The sequence below is a fragment of the Streptomyces sp. CA-142005 genome, assembly GCF_050942335.1.
In the GTDB taxonomy this organism is placed as follows: domain Bacteria; phylum Actinomycetota; class Actinomycetes; order Streptomycetales; family Streptomycetaceae; genus Streptomyces.
Map to the genome: position 1 here is coordinate 6,042,237 of NZ_CP192078.1, position 15,029 is coordinate 6,057,265.

The 15,029-nt window shown below is 70.3% G+C and carries 15 protein-coding genes and 1 riboswitch; of the genes, 7 read left to right on the plus strand and 8 right to left on the minus strand.

The features are described 5' to 3' along the window. Positions 1-53 precede the first annotated feature (53 nt). Positions 54-142, plus strand: a riboswitch (ZMP/ZTP riboswitch). 32 nt (positions 143-174) lie between these two features. From ACQPXS_RS28345 to ACQPXS_RS28355, 3 genes are all read left to right on the plus strand, one after another. Beyond that, positions 175-1,626: a glycine hydroxymethyltransferase gene (locus tag ACQPXS_RS28345; protein WP_365321679.1), complete on the plus strand. Its 1,452-nt coding sequence runs from the start codon at positions 175-177 to the stop codon at positions 1,624-1,626. Between the two features lie 141 nt (positions 1,627-1,767). Continuing rightward, positions 1,768-2,784: a tryptophan--tRNA ligase gene (gene trpS, locus ACQPXS_RS28350; protein ID WP_433452052.1), complete on the plus strand. Its 1,017-nt coding sequence runs from the start codon at positions 1,768-1,770 to the stop codon at positions 2,782-2,784. A 202-nt stretch (positions 2,785-2,986) separates the two neighbouring features. After that, on the plus strand, positions 2,987-3,568 hold the full coding sequence (locus tag ACQPXS_RS28355; protein WP_399181898.1) for a 2'-5' RNA ligase family protein: 582 nt from the start codon (positions 2,987-2,989) through the stop codon (positions 3,566-3,568). 43 nt (positions 3,569-3,611) lie between these two features. Here ACQPXS_RS28355 and ACQPXS_RS28360 read toward each other — a convergent pair whose 3' ends face one another. Further along, positions 3,612-4,346 (minus strand): decaprenylphospho-beta-D-erythro-pentofuranosid-2-ulose 2-reductase, encoded by a 735-nt coding sequence (locus ACQPXS_RS28360; protein WP_433452054.1) that lies wholly within the window; start codon positions 4,344-4,346, stop codon positions 3,612-3,614. Between the two features lie 145 nt (positions 4,347-4,491). On the opposite strand from ACQPXS_RS28360, the gene ACQPXS_RS28365 reads away from it, so the two are divergent. Beyond that, a complete protein-coding gene (locus ACQPXS_RS28365; protein WP_433452055.1) occupies positions 4,492-5,412 on the plus strand; it encodes a YihY/virulence factor BrkB family protein in 921 nt (306 codons plus the stop codon). On the opposite strand, the gene ACQPXS_RS28370 is transcribed toward ACQPXS_RS28365, so the two are convergent. Then, positions 5,360-6,583 (minus strand): D-alanyl-D-alanine carboxypeptidase family protein, encoded by a 1,224-nt coding sequence (locus ACQPXS_RS28370; RefSeq protein WP_433452056.1) that lies wholly within the window; start codon positions 6,581-6,583, stop codon positions 5,360-5,362. The genes ACQPXS_RS28365 and ACQPXS_RS28370 overlap by 53 nt on opposite strands. A gap of 91 nt (positions 6,584-6,674) precedes the next feature. Here ACQPXS_RS28370 and ACQPXS_RS28375 point away from each other — a divergent pair, with 91 nt between their 5' ends. The 3 genes from ACQPXS_RS28375 (at position 6,675) to ACQPXS_RS28385 (ending at position 10,149) form a co-directional block, all read left to right on the plus strand. Then, the gene (locus ACQPXS_RS28375) at positions 6,675-6,914 is read left to right on the plus strand and encodes an SCO4848 family membrane protein (protein WP_356301960.1); all 240 of its coding nucleotides are present in this window, start codon (positions 6,675-6,677) and stop codon (positions 6,912-6,914) included. A 124-nt stretch (positions 6,915-7,038) separates the two neighbouring features. Beyond that, positions 7,039-8,358 carry a metallophosphoesterase gene (locus ACQPXS_RS28380; RefSeq protein WP_433455978.1) on the plus strand — a complete coding sequence of 440 codons (1,320 nt, stop codon included), beginning with the start codon at positions 7,039-7,041 and terminating at the stop codon, positions 8,356-8,358. A 246-nt stretch (positions 8,359-8,604) separates the two neighbouring features. Then, positions 8,605-10,149, plus strand: a complete 1,545-nt coding sequence (locus tag ACQPXS_RS28385; protein ID WP_433452058.1) for an ABC transporter substrate-binding protein — start codon at positions 8,605-8,607, stop codon at positions 10,147-10,149. Here ACQPXS_RS28385 and ACQPXS_RS28390 read toward each other — a convergent pair whose 3' ends face one another. The 6 genes from ACQPXS_RS28390 to sdhA form a co-directional block, all read right to left on the minus strand. Then, positions 10,150-10,920 (minus strand): TetR/AcrR family transcriptional regulator, encoded by a 771-nt coding sequence (locus ACQPXS_RS28390; protein WP_433452060.1) that lies wholly within the window; start codon positions 10,918-10,920, stop codon positions 10,150-10,152. A gap of 32 nt (positions 10,921-10,952) precedes the next feature. Further along, positions 10,953-11,462: a thiol-disulfide oxidoreductase DCC family protein gene (locus ACQPXS_RS28395; RefSeq protein ID WP_433452062.1), complete on the minus strand. Its 510-nt coding sequence runs from the start codon at positions 11,460-11,462 to the stop codon at positions 10,953-10,955. Between the two features lie 5 nt (positions 11,463-11,467). Further along, complete coding sequence (locus tag ACQPXS_RS28400) at positions 11,468-11,875, minus strand: hypothetical protein (protein ID WP_351801946.1); 408 nt, start codon at positions 11,873-11,875, stop codon at positions 11,468-11,470. Between the two features lie 74 nt (positions 11,876-11,949). Next, the gene (locus ACQPXS_RS28405; protein ID WP_433452064.1) at positions 11,950-12,372 is read right to left on the minus strand and encodes a VOC family protein; all 423 of its coding nucleotides are present in this window, start codon (positions 12,370-12,372) and stop codon (positions 11,950-11,952) included. Between the two features lie 123 nt (positions 12,373-12,495). Next, positions 12,496-13,275, minus strand: coding sequence for a succinate dehydrogenase iron-sulfur subunit (locus ACQPXS_RS28410; RefSeq protein ID WP_351801942.1), 780 nt, complete (start codon positions 13,273-13,275; stop codon positions 12,496-12,498). Further along, on the minus strand, positions 13,275-15,029 hold the full coding sequence (gene sdhA, locus ACQPXS_RS28415; RefSeq protein WP_433452065.1) for a succinate dehydrogenase flavoprotein subunit: 1,755 nt from the start codon (positions 15,027-15,029) through the stop codon (positions 13,275-13,277). Before sdhA ends, ACQPXS_RS28410 begins: the two co-directional genes overlap by 1 nt.

A 15,029-nucleotide genomic window follows, 5' to 3' on the forward strand; every position in this document is an offset into this window, starting at 1 on the left:
CGCTCGCATGGTGGACGCGGGACCTGCGCCGTCCGGCTCGCCCGGTAGGCTGATCAGCGGGCCGTGACTGGCGCGCTTGGGATGGGACGGACCATCGGGAAGCGGCCCCAGCGGGAAAGTGCCGTGCGCCTGGGCCGAACGTGAACGCTGTACGCACACCGTCCGGAGGTCCTCATGCCAGAGCAGCAGCCCCTCTCCACCGAGTCCACCGCCTTCCGAGCCGCCCTCGACGTCATCCGCGCCGTCGAACCGCGAGTCGCCGACGCGATCGGCCAGGAGGTCGCCGACCAGCGCGAGATGCTCAAGCTGATCGCCTCCGAGAACTACGCCTCCCCGGCCACCCTGCTGGCGATGGGCAACTGGTTCAGCGACAAGTACGCCGAGGGCACCGTCGGCCGCCGCTTCTACGCCGGCTGCCGCAACGTCGACACCGTCGAGGCCCTGGCCGCCGAGCACGCCCGCGAGCTCTTCGGCGCCCGCCACGCCTACGTCCAGCCGCACTCCGGCATCGACGCCAACCTCGTCGCCTTCTGGGCCGTCCTCGCCGACCGGGTCGAGGCCCCCTTCCTGGAGAAGACCGGCGCCCGCCAGGTCAACGACCTGACCGAGGCCGACTGGGCCGAACTGCGCCAGGCCTTCGGCAACCAGCGCATGCTCGGCATGTCCCTGGACGCCGGCGGCCACCTCACCCACGGCTTCCGCCCGAACATCTCCGGCAAGATGTTCGACCAGCGCTCCTACGGCACCGACCCGGCCACCGGCCTCATCGACTACGAGGCCCTGCGCGCCCAGGCCCGCGAGTTCAAGCCGCTCATCATCGTCGCCGGCTACTCGGCCTACCCCCGGCTGGTGAACTTCCGGATCATGCGCGAGATCGCCGACGAGGTCGGGGCGACCCTGATGGTCGACATGGCCCACTTCGCGGGCCTCGTCGCCGGCAAGGTCCTCACCGGCGACTTCGACCCGGTCCCGCACGCCCAGATCGTCACCACCACCACCCACAAGTCGCTGCGCGGCCCGCGCGGGGGCATGGTCCTGTGCGACGACTCCCTCAAGGACCAGGTCGACCGCGGCTGCCCGATGGTCCTCGGCGGCCCCCTGCCGCACGTGATGGCCGCCAAGGCCGTCGCCCTCGCCGAGGCGCGGCAGCCCGCCTTCCAGGGCTACGCCCAGCGCATCGTCGACAACTCCCGCGCCCTGGCCGAAGGCCTCATGCGGCGCGGCGCCACCCTGGTGACCGGCGGCACCGACAACCACCTCAACCTGATCGACGTCGCCACCTCCTACGGTCTCACCGGCCGCCAGGCCGAGGCCGCCCTGCTGGACTCCGGCATCGTCACCAACCGCAACGCCATCCCGGCCGACCCCAACGGCGCCTGGTACACCTCCGGCATCCGCATCGGCACCCCCGCCCTGACCACCCGGGGCCTGGGCACCGCCGAGATGGACGAGGTCGCCGGCCTCATCGACCGCGTGCTCACCACCACCGAGCCGGGCACCACCAAGTCGGGTGCCCCCTCCAAGGCGGCCCACGTCCTGGACGAGAAGGTCGCCCAGGAAATCGCCCAGCGGGCGACGGACCTGGTGGCGGGCTTCCCGCTGTACCCGGAAGTCGACCTGGGCTGATCAACGCCGCGAGGGGCAGCCGGCCCGAGGGGAGCGGGGCACTGCGCGGGTGACCACGGACCACGCGCAGTCCCCGACGCTCCGAAACCACGCCCACCTCACAGGCCGATCCCACCCTCAGCCGATGAGAGAATGGGCGACATGGCCACTGCTGATCGCCCCCGCGTGCTCTCCGGCATCCAGCCCACCGCCGGCTCGTTCCACCTCGGCAACTACCTCGGCGCCGTCCGCCAGTGGGTGGCCCTGCAGGAGTCCCACGACGCGTTCTACATGGTCGTGGACCTGCACGCGATCACGGTCCCGCAGGACCCGAAGGAGCTGCGGGCCAACACCAGGCTGGCCACCGCCCAGCTGCTCGCGGCCGGACTCGACCCGGACCGCTGCACGCTCTTCGTCCAGAGCCACGTCCCCGAGCACGCCCAGCTCGCCTGGATCATGAACTGCCTCACCGGCTTCGGCGAGGCCAGCCGCATGACCCAGTTCAAGGACAAGTCCGCCAAGCAGGGCGCCGACCGTGCCTCCGTCGGCCTGTTCACGTACCCGATCCTCCAGGTCGCCGACATCCTGCTGTACCAGGCGAACGAGGTGCCGGTCGGCGAGGACCAGCGCCAGCACATCGAGCTGACCCGCGACCTGGCCGAGCGCTTCAACGGCCGCTTCGGCCAGACGTTCACGATCCCGTCGCCGTACATCCTCAAGGAGACGGCGAAGATCTACGACCTGCAGGACCCGTCGATCAAGATGAGCAAGTCGGCGTCCACGCCGAAGGGCCTCATCAACCTCCTCGACGAGCCGAAGACCACCGCCAAGAAGGTGAAGAGCGCCGTCACCGACACCGACACCGTGATCCGCTACGACGCGGAGAACAAGCCGGGCGTGTCGAACCTCCTCACCATCTACTCCACGCTCACCGGCAAGTCGATCGCCGACCTGGAGCGGGAGTACGAGGGCAAGATGTACGGCGCCCTCAAGACCGACCTAGCCGAGGTCATGGTCGACTTCGTGACGCCGTTCCGGGAGCGCACGCAGCAGTACCTGGACGACTCCGAGACGCTCGACTCGATCCTGGCCAAGGGCGCGGAGAAGGCGCGCGCGGTCGCCGCGGAGACGCTCGCGCAGGCCTATGAGCGGGTGGGTTTCCTGTCGGCGAAGCACTGACCCGCGCCGACGGAGCACCGGGAAGCACGGACCGGCGCCGCGGCGCACGGCCGTACACACGTCCGAGTGGGCAGAGCGCTGCACATCACTTCCGCCGCTCCTGCCCACAGGACATCCATAGCCGTACAGTCGATAGCCGACGGCCCGAACGTGACGAAACGGGACGGCCGAGAAAACGACAGACGCGACGACAGGAGACGACGTGGGGACCGTAACGATCGGCGTGTCGATCGCGGTCCCGGAGCCTCACGGCAGCCTGCTCCAGGAGCGGCGCGCGGGCTTCGGCGACGCCGCGGCTCACGGCATCCCCACGCACGTCACCCTGCTGCCGCCGACCGAGATCGACGAGAGCGAGCTGCCGGCCGTCGAGGCGCACCTCACCGAGGTGGCCGCGGGCGGGCGGCCGTTCCCGATGCGGCTGTCCGGCACGGGCACGTTCCGTCCGCTGTCCCCGGTGGTCTACGTCCGGGTCGTCCAGGGCGCCGAGGACTGCACCCTGCTGCAGCTGCGGGTGCGGGACGCCTCGGGGCCGGTGGCGCGCGAGCTGCAGTTCCCGTACCACCCGCATGTCACCGTGGCGCACGGCATCGACGAGGCGGCGATGGACCGCGCCTTCGAGGAACTGGCCGGCTTCGACGCGCAGTGGCCGTGCACGGGGTTCGCGCTCTACGAGCAGGGCGCGGACGGCGTGTGGCGCAAATTGCGGGAGTACACGTTCGGGGGTTCCGTGGTCCCGTCGCAGGCCGGTGCGCTCCGTGGGGTGGGCCGCAGCGCGGTGTCGTAGCGGCGGGGTCTGTCGTCCGGCGGCCGCGGCCGCCTCGTGGGCGCTAGAGGGGCAGCCGCCGGAACAGTGCCCTCGGCGTATGCCGCAGCGCGGCCATCACCAGCCGTAGCGCGCCCGGCACCCACACCACCTCCGAGCGGCGGCGCAATCCCAGTTCGATCGCCGTGGCCACCGCCTCCGGGGTCGTCGAGAGCGGCCCCTCGCCCCGGACGTACCCGGGCCGTACGACCATGACGTGCACGCCGGTGCCGTGCAGGGCGTCGCCGAGGCCCTGGGCGAAGGTGTCGAGGCCGGCCTTGCTGGAGCCGTAGATGAAGTCGGCGCGGCGGGCGCGCTCGCCGGCGACGGAGGACAGGACCACGAGGGAGCCGTGTCCCTGGGTCTGCAGGGCGCTGGCGGCGACCAGGCCGGCGGAGACGGCTCCGGTGTAGTTGGTCTGGGCGACCTGGACGGCGCGTACCGGGTCCCGTTCGTCGTGGGCCTGGTCGCCGAGGATGCCGAAGGCGAGCAGCACCAGGTCGATGTCGCCCTCGGCGAAGACCTTGCCGAGGACGGTCTCGTGGGTCGCGGGGTCGAGGGCGTCGAAGGCGACGGTGCGGACGTCCGCGCCGAGTGCGCGCAGGCTCTCGGCGGCCTGTTCCAGGGCCGGTGAGGGGCGGCCGGCCAGCCACACCGTGCGGGTGCGGCGGGCGATCAGCCGGCGCGCGGTGGCCAGCGCGATCTCGGACGTGCCGCCGAGGACGAGCAGGGACTGGGGGAGACCGAAGGCGTCCTTCACGTCAGCTCCTCGAGAGGGTCCGGAGGCATGTCGGTGACCGTATCGTCCCTATATGGCGGATTAGTTACTGAACATTCGCCCGCTCCACACAATGGGTGATTAGTGGGATGTCTTACGAGCGCGCGGTCACGGGCAGGAGCGGATCATGGACTGGCTGAAGAGACTCCCCGGCATCGGGCCGCTCGTGGTGCGGCTGATGCGGACGCACGCGTGGCACTGCTACGAACGGCTGGACCGGGTGAAGTGGACCCGGCTGGCCGCCGCCATGACGTTCATCAGCTTCGTGGCGCTGTTCCCGCTGCTCACCCTGGTCGCCGCGGTCAGCGCCGCCACGCTCAGCCCGGCCCGGCAGAAGACCGTCGAGCACAAGATCGCCGAGCAGTTCCCCGGCGTCCTCTCCAGCCAGTTGGACCTCACCTCGCTCGTCCACAACGCCGGTACCGTCGGTGTCATCGCGGGCGCCGTGCTGCTGTTCATCGGGATCGGCTGGGTCGGCCAGACACGGGACTGCCTGCGCGCGGTGTGGGAGCTGCCGGACCAGCAGCAGAACCCGGTGGTGGCCAAGGCCAAGGACGCCGGCATCCTCCTCGGCCTCGGCGGGGCCCTGCTGATCACGCTTGCCGCGTCCACACTCGCCTCGGCCGCCGTCGGGGTCGTTTCGCGCAACCTCGGCCTGGCCGAGCACGGTTGGGGCAGTGCGCTGCTGCAATTCGCCGCGTTCGCCGTCGCCGTGCTCGCCGACTTCCTCGTCCTGCTCTACGTCCTGACCCTGCTGCCCGGCGTGGAGCCGCCGCGCCGCCGCCTGGTGGTGGCCGCACTGCTCGGCGCGGTCGGCTTCGAACTGCTGAAACTGCTGCTCAGCGGCTATATCCAGGGAGTCGCCGCGAAGAGCATGTACGGCGCGTTCGGCGTCCCCGTCGCACTGCTGCTGTGGATCAACTTCACCGCGAAACTCGTGCTGTTCTGCGCCTCCTGGACGGCGACGAACAGCTCGGAGGCCGAAGCCGCCGACGTCAGGGACGCGACCGACGGCGCATCAGGTCCGGCAGCGGCCACCGGCGATTGATCAGGAACGCCGCGCCCGCGAGCAGCACCAGTGCCCCGCCCGCGATGGCCGCGGCGGTGCCGATGCCGGAGCCGGAGTCGGTGGTGGCATCGGCCATCGGCCTGGCGCCGGATCCGTCCTTCCCCGCGGACTTCCCGGCGGAGGCGCTGGCTCCAGGGCTCGGCAGGGCGCTCTTCGGCGGCACCAGCTCACCCACCGGACTGACCTTGCCGGCCGCCTGGAAGCCCCAGTCGAACAGCTTGGCCGCCTCCTTGTAGACCTCGTTGTGCTCGGGCTTCTCCGGATGCATCACCGTGACGAGCAGCACCCTGCCGCCCCGCTCGGCGACCCCGGTGAAGGTGGCGCCGGCGTTGGTGGTGTTGCCGTTCTTCACGCCCGCGATGCCCTGGTAGACGGGCACGTCGGTGTCACCGCTCAGCAGCCGGTTGGTGTTGCGGATCTCGCCCGACTCGAACGTGGCGCTGACGGTCGAGCAGTAGTCGCGGAAGTCCTTCTTCTGCAGTCCGGACCGGGCGAACAGCGTGAGGTCGTACGCCGACGACAACTGCCCCGGCTCGTCGTAGCCGTCGGGCGAGACCACGTGCGTGTCCCGGGCCTGCAGTTCGTCGGCGTGGTGCTGCATGTCCTTGACGGTCTGTGCGACGCCCTCGTTCATCGAGGACAGCACGTGCACGGCGTCGTTGCCCGAGCGCAGGAAGACCCCGAGCCACAGGTCGTGGACCGAGTAGGTGTGCCCCTCCTTTATCCCGACCACGCTGGAGCCGACGCCCATGCCCGCGAGGTCGGAGGGCACCACCTTGTGCTTCTCCTCCTTCGGGAAGCGGGGCAGCAGGGTGTCCGCGAACAGCATCTTCAGCGTGCTCGCCGGGGGCAGCCGCCAGTGCGCGTTGTGCGCGGCGAGCACCTCGCCGGACTCGGCGTCGGTGACGATCCAGGAGCGCGCGCTGATGTCCTTCGGCAGCACCGGGACACCCGGCGCGAGGTTGACCTGGGTGCCGGGCTGCCCCAGCCGGGCGCCGCCCACGGCCGACATCCGGGCCGGGGGCGTGGCCGTCGGGCTCGTCGACGGGGACGGGGCGGCGAGGGCGGCGGGCGCGGTGACGGACAGGGACAGCAGGGTGGCAGAGGTGATCAGCAGCGATCGCCCGCCGATCTTCTTCGGTGCAGACACGGCCGAGAACGTACCTTTTGTCGACTGTGAAATCCCATGACCCACCTCACCCCGGCCACGGAACCGGTCGGCGAACGGCGATACTGGTCGCATGAAGCTCAGCCGCCCGGTCTCCTGGTTCCTGCTCGCCTTCGGGGTGTGGTCCTGGGTCATCTGGGTCACTTTCGTCAAGAACCTGATCAAGGACAGCAGCGGGCTCGCCTTCGACGACGGTCACCCGACCGCGTACTTCTGGGTCCACCTGCTGCTGGCGGTCGTTTCCTTCGTATTGGGGACGGTCATCGGGGTCATCGGGTTGCGCGGACTGCGCGCACTGCGCCGCGCGTCATAGCGGCCCGCACCATAGCGGTCCGCACGCCATGGCCGCTCGCACAGGCGCTCGCACGTCACAGCCGCTCGCCCATCACAGCCGTCCGCTCGTCACAGCCGTACGTCACCACGGGGGTTCGGTCGGGTTGGTCATCGTCCTCGCGCTCGTCGCCGTCGCCGTCCTGGCCGTCGTGGCGGGCCTGCACTGGTACGTCTGGCGGCGCCTGGTCCGCGACACCACGCGCGGCCCCGGACCGGCCCGCCGGGCCGGCACGGCGGTCTTCGTCGCCGGCCCGGTCCTGATGGTCGCGGCCCTGGTCACGGAGCGCTCCGGCGCCCCCTTCCGGCTCCAGCGCACCCTGGCCTGGCCCGGCTTCCTGTGGATGGCCCTCGCCCTGTACCTGCTGCTGGCGGTCCTGGTGGGAGAGGCGGTACGCCCCCTGCTCCGCCGCACCCTGCTCCGCCGGCGCCAACCGGGCGCGAACCCCGCGGAGCCGCCTCCCGGCCGGCCGGGCCAGGACCCCGCCGGGTCACTTCCCGGCCGACCGAGCCGGGACGGAGGGCGAGGTCCTGGTACGGCCACCGTCGCAGCGGACACCCAGGAGGCACCCGGCACCCGGGAGGCACCGGGCACCGAGGAACCCACGCGCCGCCTCTTCGTGTCCAGAGTCGTGGCCGGCGCGGCCGCGACCGCCGCCGCGGCGACCGTCGGCTACGGAACCTGCGGAGTTCTCCGCGGCCCGCGGGTGAAACGCGTCACCATCCCCCTGGCCAAGCTCCCCCGGGCGGCACACGGTTTCCGTATCGCCGTGGTCAGTGACATCCACCTCGGCCCGATCCTCGGCCGTGACTTCGCGCAGAAGGTCGTCGACACCGTCAACGCCACCCAGCCCGACCTGATCGCGGTCGTCGGCGACCTGGTGGACGGCAGCGTCAAGGACCTTGGCCCGGCGGCCGCGCCCCTCGCCCGGCTCCGCGCGCGGCACGGCGCCTATTTCGTCACCGGCAACCACGAGTACTTCTCGGGCGCCGACCAGTGGGTGGCCGAGGTGCGGGCCCTCGGCCTGCATCCGCTGGAGAACGCCCGCACCGAGCTGCCGTACTTCGAGCTGGCCGGGGTGAACGACCTCCAGGGCGAGAGCGAGGGCCGGGGCCCGGACTTCGGCAAGGCACTCGGCGACCGGGACACGGCACGCGCGTGCGTGCTGCTGGCCCACCAGCCGGTGCAGATCCACGAGGCGGTCCGGTACGGCGTCGACCTCCAGCTCTCCGGTCACACCCACGGCGGCCAGCTCTGGCCCGGCAACCTCCTCGCGGCCGCCGCCAACCCGACCGTCGCCGGCCTCGACCGCTACGGCGACACCCAGCTGTACGTCACCCGGGGCGCCGGCGCCTGGGGCCCGCCCACCCGCGTGGGGGCGCCGTCGGACGTGACGGTGATCGAACTGGCCGCCACGCGCGCGTGAGCCGCACCCGCGCCCGAGCCGCACCCCCCTGGCCGGAACCGCTCCCACGCCTGTGAAGACGCTGTGAAACCCGGGGGAAACAAACGCCTCGGCAAGTTCTTTCCCCAATGGTCAGAAAGCCCTTCCCCCAGGCGAAACCCGTGTGATTAGGTGAGCCGCGCCACGAGGGGAGTGGCGAATTCGTGCTGGCCAGGGGTAGGGCCTTTGAAGGGGCCTGGGGAGGGCACCACCATGCGATCTGTTCGCATGCGCGTTTTCGTGACACTGCTCGTGCTCGCGATCGTGGGAATCGGCGGCTGGCGACTGCTGCCGTCGCAGGGAAACAAGAACAAGACCATCGCGGTCGGTACGACGGACGCCGTCACGGCCCTCGACCCGGCGGGCGCCTATGACGCCGGGTCCTGGGCCCTGTTCAGCAATGTCTTCCAGTCGCTGCTGACATTCGAGCCGGGCGGCGTCGAGCCGGTCCCGGACGCCGCGAAGAGCTGCGCCTTCCAGGGCGGTGGTCTGCGGACGTACCGGTGCACGCTGCGCTCCGGGATCACCTTCCCGAGCGGGCGCGCGATGACGGCCGAGGACGTGAAGTACTCCTTCGACCGGGTCAAGAAGATCAACTCCGATGTCGGCCCGGCGTCGCTGTTCTCCACGCTCGGCTCGGTGACCGCCGACAGCACGACGACCGTCACCTTCCATCTGTCGTCCGCGGACGCCACGTGGCCGCTGAAGGTCGCCACGGGCGCCGGGGCGATCGTGGACAAGGACAAGTACCCGGCCGACTCGCTGCGCGGCGGCACCGCCGTCGACGGCACCGGCCCGTACACGCTGACGTCGTACACCAAGAACCAGAAGGCCGTCCTTCAGCCGAACGCCCACTACGAGGGCTACCTCAGCGGTGCCGGCCGCCCGATCGAGCTGCGCTACTACGCGGACTCCGCGAAGCTCGACAGCGCCTGGAAGGCGGGGCAGGTCGACGTCGCCACCCGGGAGCTGCCGCCGGGCGTGCTCTCCGCGCTGAACCCGAGCGACCCCGACCAGCGGGTCACCGAGTCCGACAGCGCCGAGACCCGCAACCTGTACCTCAACACGCGCGCCGGCTCGCCTTTGCACGACGCGCGGGTGCGCCGCGCGATGGCCTGGCTGATCAACCGCGAGCAGCTCGCCTCGACGGTCTACGAGGGCACGGTCGACCCGCTGTACTCGCTGATCCCGGCCGGTATCACCGGCCACACCACGTCGTTCTTCGACGACTACCCGGCGCAGAGCGTGCAGAAGGCGCGGGCGCTGCTCACCCAGGCCGGGGTGACCCTGCCGGTCCGGTTCACCTTCGGCTACGGCAAGAACCGGGGCGCGGGTGAGCAGGAGGCCGCGGCGCTGAAGCAGCAGCTGGAGGCGGGCGGCCTGTTCAAGGTGGACGTCCAGGGGTACGAGTGGACCGACTTCCAGAAGCGCTGGGCCACCGGGAAGATGGACGCGTGGGCGGTCGGCTGGGTGCCCGACTATCCCGACCCGGACACCTTCGGCTCCGCGCTCGTCGGCACCGGCTCCACGATGAGCACCGGGTACAGCAACAAGCTGGTCGACCACCTCGTCCTGGACAGCCAGCAGTACGCCGACCGCAGCCGGGCCGCGAACGACTTCAAGGACATCCAGGCGGACGTGGCCCGGGACGTCCCGCTGATCCCGCTGTGGCAGCGCAAGGAGTACGTGGTCAGCACCGAGGACGTGGGCGGCAGCCAGTACCTGGACGACGGCACGGGCGTCTTCCGCCTGTGGCGTCTGAACTGGATCTGATCAGCCGGCCTTCTCGTCGCGCCCCTTGGTTCCCCTGGTCTCCTTGGTCCGGGGATCCGGCAGTGCCTTCGTCATGCCGGGCAGGAAGTCCGTGAACAGCTCATGGACCTCCAGCACCAGGGGGCGCAGCACGCGGAAGCGGGCGAGCGCCACCCCGCGGGCGGTCAGCCGGGCCCCGCGCCGGGCCAGCCGGTAGCTGCGCTCGCGCCCTTCCGTCCGGTCGAAGACCCAGTACAGGACCAGCCCCATCTGGGAGAGCCACATCAACTCCGGGAGCACGTCCCGCAGTTCGGGGGCGACCTTGGACTTCGAGCCGGCCAGCACCTCGCGGTGGACGGCGATGGCCTGCTCGCGGGCGTGCTCGCTCTCCGGGGAGAAGGGGCTGAGCGGGCTGTCGGGGTCGGCGGCGTTCTTGAAGAACTGCACGGCGAACTCGTGGTACGGCCGGGCGATGTCGAGCCAGACGGTCAGCACGCCCGCGAGCCGTGCCTCCAGGTCGGTCTCCCGGTCCAGGACCTCGCGGACCGCCCTCTGGTGCTCGGCGGCGATCCGGTCGTAGAAGCCCTGGATCAGGTGTTCCTTGCCCTCGAAGTAGTAGTAGGCGTTGCCGACGGAGACGCCGGCCTCCTTGGCGATGGCCCGCATGGTGGTCTTGTCGTACCCGCGCTCCTGGAACAACCGCATCGCGGTCTCCAGGATCAGCGCGCGGGTCTGCTCGGACTTGCTGCTGGGGGAGCCGGCCGTCTCGGGGCCGTCGTTCTTCGCGGGCACGGTAGAAGAGCCTAACGAGTCGGCTCGGGGGCCTAACCGGTGGTGCAGGTCCCGCCGGGGCAGGACGGCGGCTCGTAACTCCAGCCGGTGTCCGGCCGGTACGTCCACCCGTCCTGCCGCCGGTAGACCGTCCCGCCCCAGTTCCACCCGGCGTCGCGCCGCTGCGCACCCCGCCACTTCGCCGCCGCCAGCACCGCACCGCGGGCGAGCCGGGCGCCGGAGGGGGTGCTCAGCCGGTGGGCGAGGGGCCGGTGCTCGCGCAGGGCCCACAGGACGACGATCCAGGCGCGCGAACCCCGGTAGACCTGGCCGGAGTCGCCGACGACGGTGACCTCGTCGAGCGTGGCGGCGTGGTCGAGTCCGGGGAAGCGGGTGCGGGCCCCGTCCGAGCCGGCCGGCACCAGTTCCAGCGGCACCAGCTGCGGCTGCCGTGCCAGCCAGCCGCGCAGATGGGTGCACAGCCCGCACTCGGCGTCGTACAGGACGGTGAGCCGGCGGACCGGGACGCCCCCCGTGACGCCCCGGTCCTCAGTGGTGGTCACCGCGGTCACGCCCCGGCCGCCGGGGCGATCCACTCCTGCGGGTCGACCGGAGGCCGCTCCTCGCGCTCCATGATCCCGCGCCGGCGGATCCGGTTGAGCACGTACACGTTGCCCAGGTGCATCACGCCGAGCACCAGCAGGACCACGCCCAGCTTGGTCGACAGGGCCTCGAAGACGCCGCGGGTGTCCTCGATCGTCTCGTCCCCGCTCAGGTACAGCGCCACGAAGCCGAGGTTGACCAGGTAGAAGCCGACGACCAGAAGGTGGTTGACGGCGTCCGCGAGCTTCTCGTTGCCGCGCAGTACGTCAGCCAGGAAGATCCGGCCGTTGCGGCTGAGCGTGCGGGCCACCCAGATGGTCAGCGCGATGCTGACGACCAGGTAGATGACGTAGGCGATGACCGTGCGGTCCATGCCCCCACCCCTTCTTGAACGCGTTCAAAACGCTGACAGGGATGACTGTAGACCTGTTTTTGAACATGTTCAACTCAAGAGTGCGCCCGGCTTCCGCGCCCCAGCTCCGGACGCTTGGTGTAGTCCGTGAACCCGAGGACGTTGCCCCACGGGTCGGCGATCTCCACGGTCCAGCCGGTGGCCACCGGGAGCACCTCGTCCAGCGGTGTGATGCCGGCGGCGGCCAGCGCCCGCGCCGCCGCCCGCGCGTCCGGCACCTCCAGCCAGATGCGCGGCGAGGGCCACGGCGGCGACCGGTGCCCCAGCGTCTCCTCGGTGCGCAGCAGGATCCCCGGGGTCTCCTTGCCGACCTTCAGCAGGGCGATCCCGCCCTCGTCGAACCGGAACTCGACGCCGAAGCCGGCCCGCTCGTAGAACCCGACGGCCTCGCCGAGGTCGCCGACGGGGAGCAGCACGTTGTCGAAACCGAGCAGTTCGTACGACTCATCGTCTGACATGTCGTCACATTAGAACCGCCGAGGTGCGAAACCCGACAAAAACGCCCGAAGGCCCTGCTTCCAAACGCTCGGAAGCAGGGCCCTCGGGCCGATTCGGCGGTGCCGGGAAGACCGGCGGACGGATCAGTAGCGACGCGTGATCAGCGCGCGCTTGACCTCCTGGATCGCCTTGGTGACCTCGATGCCGCGCGGGCAGGCGTCCGTGCAGTTGAAGGTCGTGCGGCAACGCCACACGCCGTCACGGTCGTTCAGGATCTCCAGGCGCTGCTCGCCCGCCTCGTCACGGCTGTCGAAGATGAAGCGGTGGGCGTTCACGATCGCGGCCGGGCCGAAGTACTGGCCGTCGTTCCAGAACACCGGGCAGGACGACGTGCACGCGGCGCACAGGATGCACTTGGTGGTGTCGTCGAAGCGCTCGCGGTCCTCGGGAGACTGCAGCCGCTCACGCGTCGGCTCGTTCGTGTCCTTGGTGACCAGGAACGGCATGACGTCCCGGTACGCCTGGAAGAACGGCTCCATGTCCACGACCAGGTCCTTCAGGACCGTCAGGCCCTTGATGGGCTCGATCGTGATCGGCTTCTCGGGGTTGATGTCCTTGATCAGCGTCTTGCAGGCAAGGCGGTTCTTGCCGTTGATCCGCATCGCGTCCGAGCCGCAGATGCCGTGCGCGCACGAGCGGCGGAAGGTGAGAGTGCCGTCGATGTCCCACTTGATCTTGTGGAGGCCGTCGAGGACACGCTCCTTCGGGTCGATCTCCAGCTGGAAGTCTTCCCAGGCCGCCTCGCCGGAGACCTCCGGGTTGAACCGGCGGACCCGGAAGGTGACCGTGATGTAGGGGGAGTCGGCGAAACCGGGCTCGGGCTTGCCGGCCGCCTCTTCCTTGTCCAGAACAGGGGTAGCCATCAGTACTTACGCTCCATCGGCTGGTAGCGGGTCTGGACGACCGGCTTGTAGTCGAGACGGACGGTTTCCGAGCCGTCGGCGCCGACCTCGCGGTACGCCATGGTGTGGCGCATGAAGTTGACGTCGTCGCGGTTCGGGTAGTCCTCGCGGTAGTGACCGCCGCGGGACTCCTTGCGGGCCAGCGCCGAGACGGCCATGACCTCGGCCAGGTCCAGCAGGTTGCTCAGCTCGATGGCCTCCAGCAGGTCGGTGTTGAACCGCTTGCCCTTGTCCTGGATCGCCACGTTCTTGTAGCGCTCGCGCAGCTCGGCGATCTTCTCGACCGCCGTCTTGATCGTCTGCTCGGTGCGGAACACCATGACGTTGGCGTCCATGGTCTCCTGCAGCTCGCGGCGCAGGGTGGCCACCCGCTCGTTGCCGGTCGAGTTGCGCAGCCGCTCGATCTGCTCGACGACGAGGGACTCCGGGTTCTCCGGCAGCTCCACGAACTGCGCCGTGTGGGCGTACTCGGCGGCGGCGATGCCCGCGCGGCGGCCGAAGACGTTGATGTCCAGCAGCGAGTTGGTGCCGAGGCGGTTGGCGCCGTGCACGGAGACGCAGGCGACCTCGCCGGCCGCGTACAGACCCGGGACGACGGTGGTGTTGTCCGCCAGGACCTCACCCTCGACGTTGGTCGGGATGCCGCCCATCGCGTAGTGCGCGGTCGGCTGGATCGGGATCGGGTCCGTGTAGGGCTCGATGCCGAGGTAGGTGCGCGCGAACTCGGTGATGTCCGGCAGCTTGGCGTCCAGCTGCTCCGGCGGCAGGTGGGTCAGGTCGAGGTAGACGTGGTCGCCCTCGGGACCGCAGCCACGGCCCTCGCGGATCTCCGTGTAGATGGAGCGGGACACGACGTCACGGGACGCCAGGTCCTTCATGACGGGAGCGTACTTCTCCATGAAGCGCTCGCCGTCCTTGTTGCGCAGGATGCCGCCCTCACCGCGGGCGCCCTCGGTGAGCAGGATGCCCATGCGCCAGATGCCGGTCGGGTGGAACTGGAAGAACTCCATGTCCTCCAGCGGCAGACCGCGGCGGTAGACGGCGGCCTGGCCGTCACCGGTGAGGGTGTGCGCGTTGGAGGTCACCTTGAAGAACTTGCCGCAGCCGCCGGAGGCGTAGATGACGGCCTTCGCCTGGAAGACGTGGATCTCGCCGGTCGCCAGCTCGTAGGCCACCACACCGGCGGACTTCTTGACGCCGTCGACCTCGGTGATCAGCTGGTCCAGGACGTAGAACTCGTTGAAGAACTCCACGCCCTCCTTGACGCAGTTCTGGTACAGCGTCTGGAGGATCATGTGGCCGGTGCGGTCCGCGGCGTAGCAGGACCGGCGGACCGGGGCCTCGCCGTGGTTGCGGGAGTGACCGCCGAAACGGCGCTGGTCGATGGTGCCGTTCGGGGTCCGGTTGAACGGCAGTCCCATCTTCTCCAGGTCGAGGACGGCGTCGATGGCCTCCTTCGCCAGGATCTCGGCGGCGTCCTGGTCGACCAGGTAGTCACCGCCCTTGACCGTGTCGAAGGTGTGCCACTCCCAGTTGTCCTCCTCCACGTTGGCGAGCGCGGCGGCCATACCGCCCTGCGCGGCGCCCGTGTGGGAGCGGGTGGGGTAGAGCTTGGTCAGCACGGCGGTGCGGCTGCGCTTCGTCGCCTCGATGGCGGCGCGCATGCCCGCGCCACCGGCGCCGACGATGACGGTGTCGTACTTGTGGATCTTCAT

Excerpts from the sequence above, each read along its gene's own strand:
- ACQPXS_RS28365 (WP_433452055.1), top strand. The coding sequence starts at position 4,492 with ATGGACTGGCTGAAGAGACTCCCCGGCATCGGGCCGCTCGTGGTGCGG.
- ACQPXS_RS28345 (WP_365321679.1), top strand. The coding sequence starts at position 175 with ATGCCAGAGCAGCAGCCCCTCTCCACCGAGTCCACCGCCTTCCGAGCC.
- ACQPXS_RS28375 (WP_356301960.1), top strand. The coding sequence starts at position 6,675 with ATGAAGCTCAGCCGCCCGGTCTCCTGGTTCCTGCTCGCCTTCGGGGTG.
- ACQPXS_RS28385 (WP_433452058.1), top strand. The coding sequence starts at position 8,605 with ATGCGCGTTTTCGTGACACTGCTCGTGCTCGCGATCGTGGGAATCGGC.
- ACQPXS_RS28400 (WP_351801946.1), bottom strand. The coding sequence starts at position 11,875 with ATGGACCGCACGGTCATCGCCTACGTCATCTACCTGGTCGTCAGCATC.
- trpS (WP_433452052.1), top strand. The coding sequence starts at position 1,768 with ATGGCCACTGCTGATCGCCCCCGCGTGCTCTCCGGCATCCAGCCCACC.
- sdhA (WP_433452065.1), bottom strand. The coding sequence starts at position 15,029 with ATGAAGATCCACAAGTACGACACCGTCATCGTCGGCGCCGGTGGCGCG.
- ACQPXS_RS28405 (WP_433452064.1), bottom strand. The coding sequence starts at position 12,372 with ATGTCAGACGATGAGTCGTACGAACTGCTCGGTTTCGACAACGTGCTG.
- ACQPXS_RS28410 (WP_351801942.1), bottom strand. The coding sequence starts at position 13,275 with ATGGCTACCCCTGTTCTGGACAAGGAAGAGGCGGCCGGCAAGCCCGAG.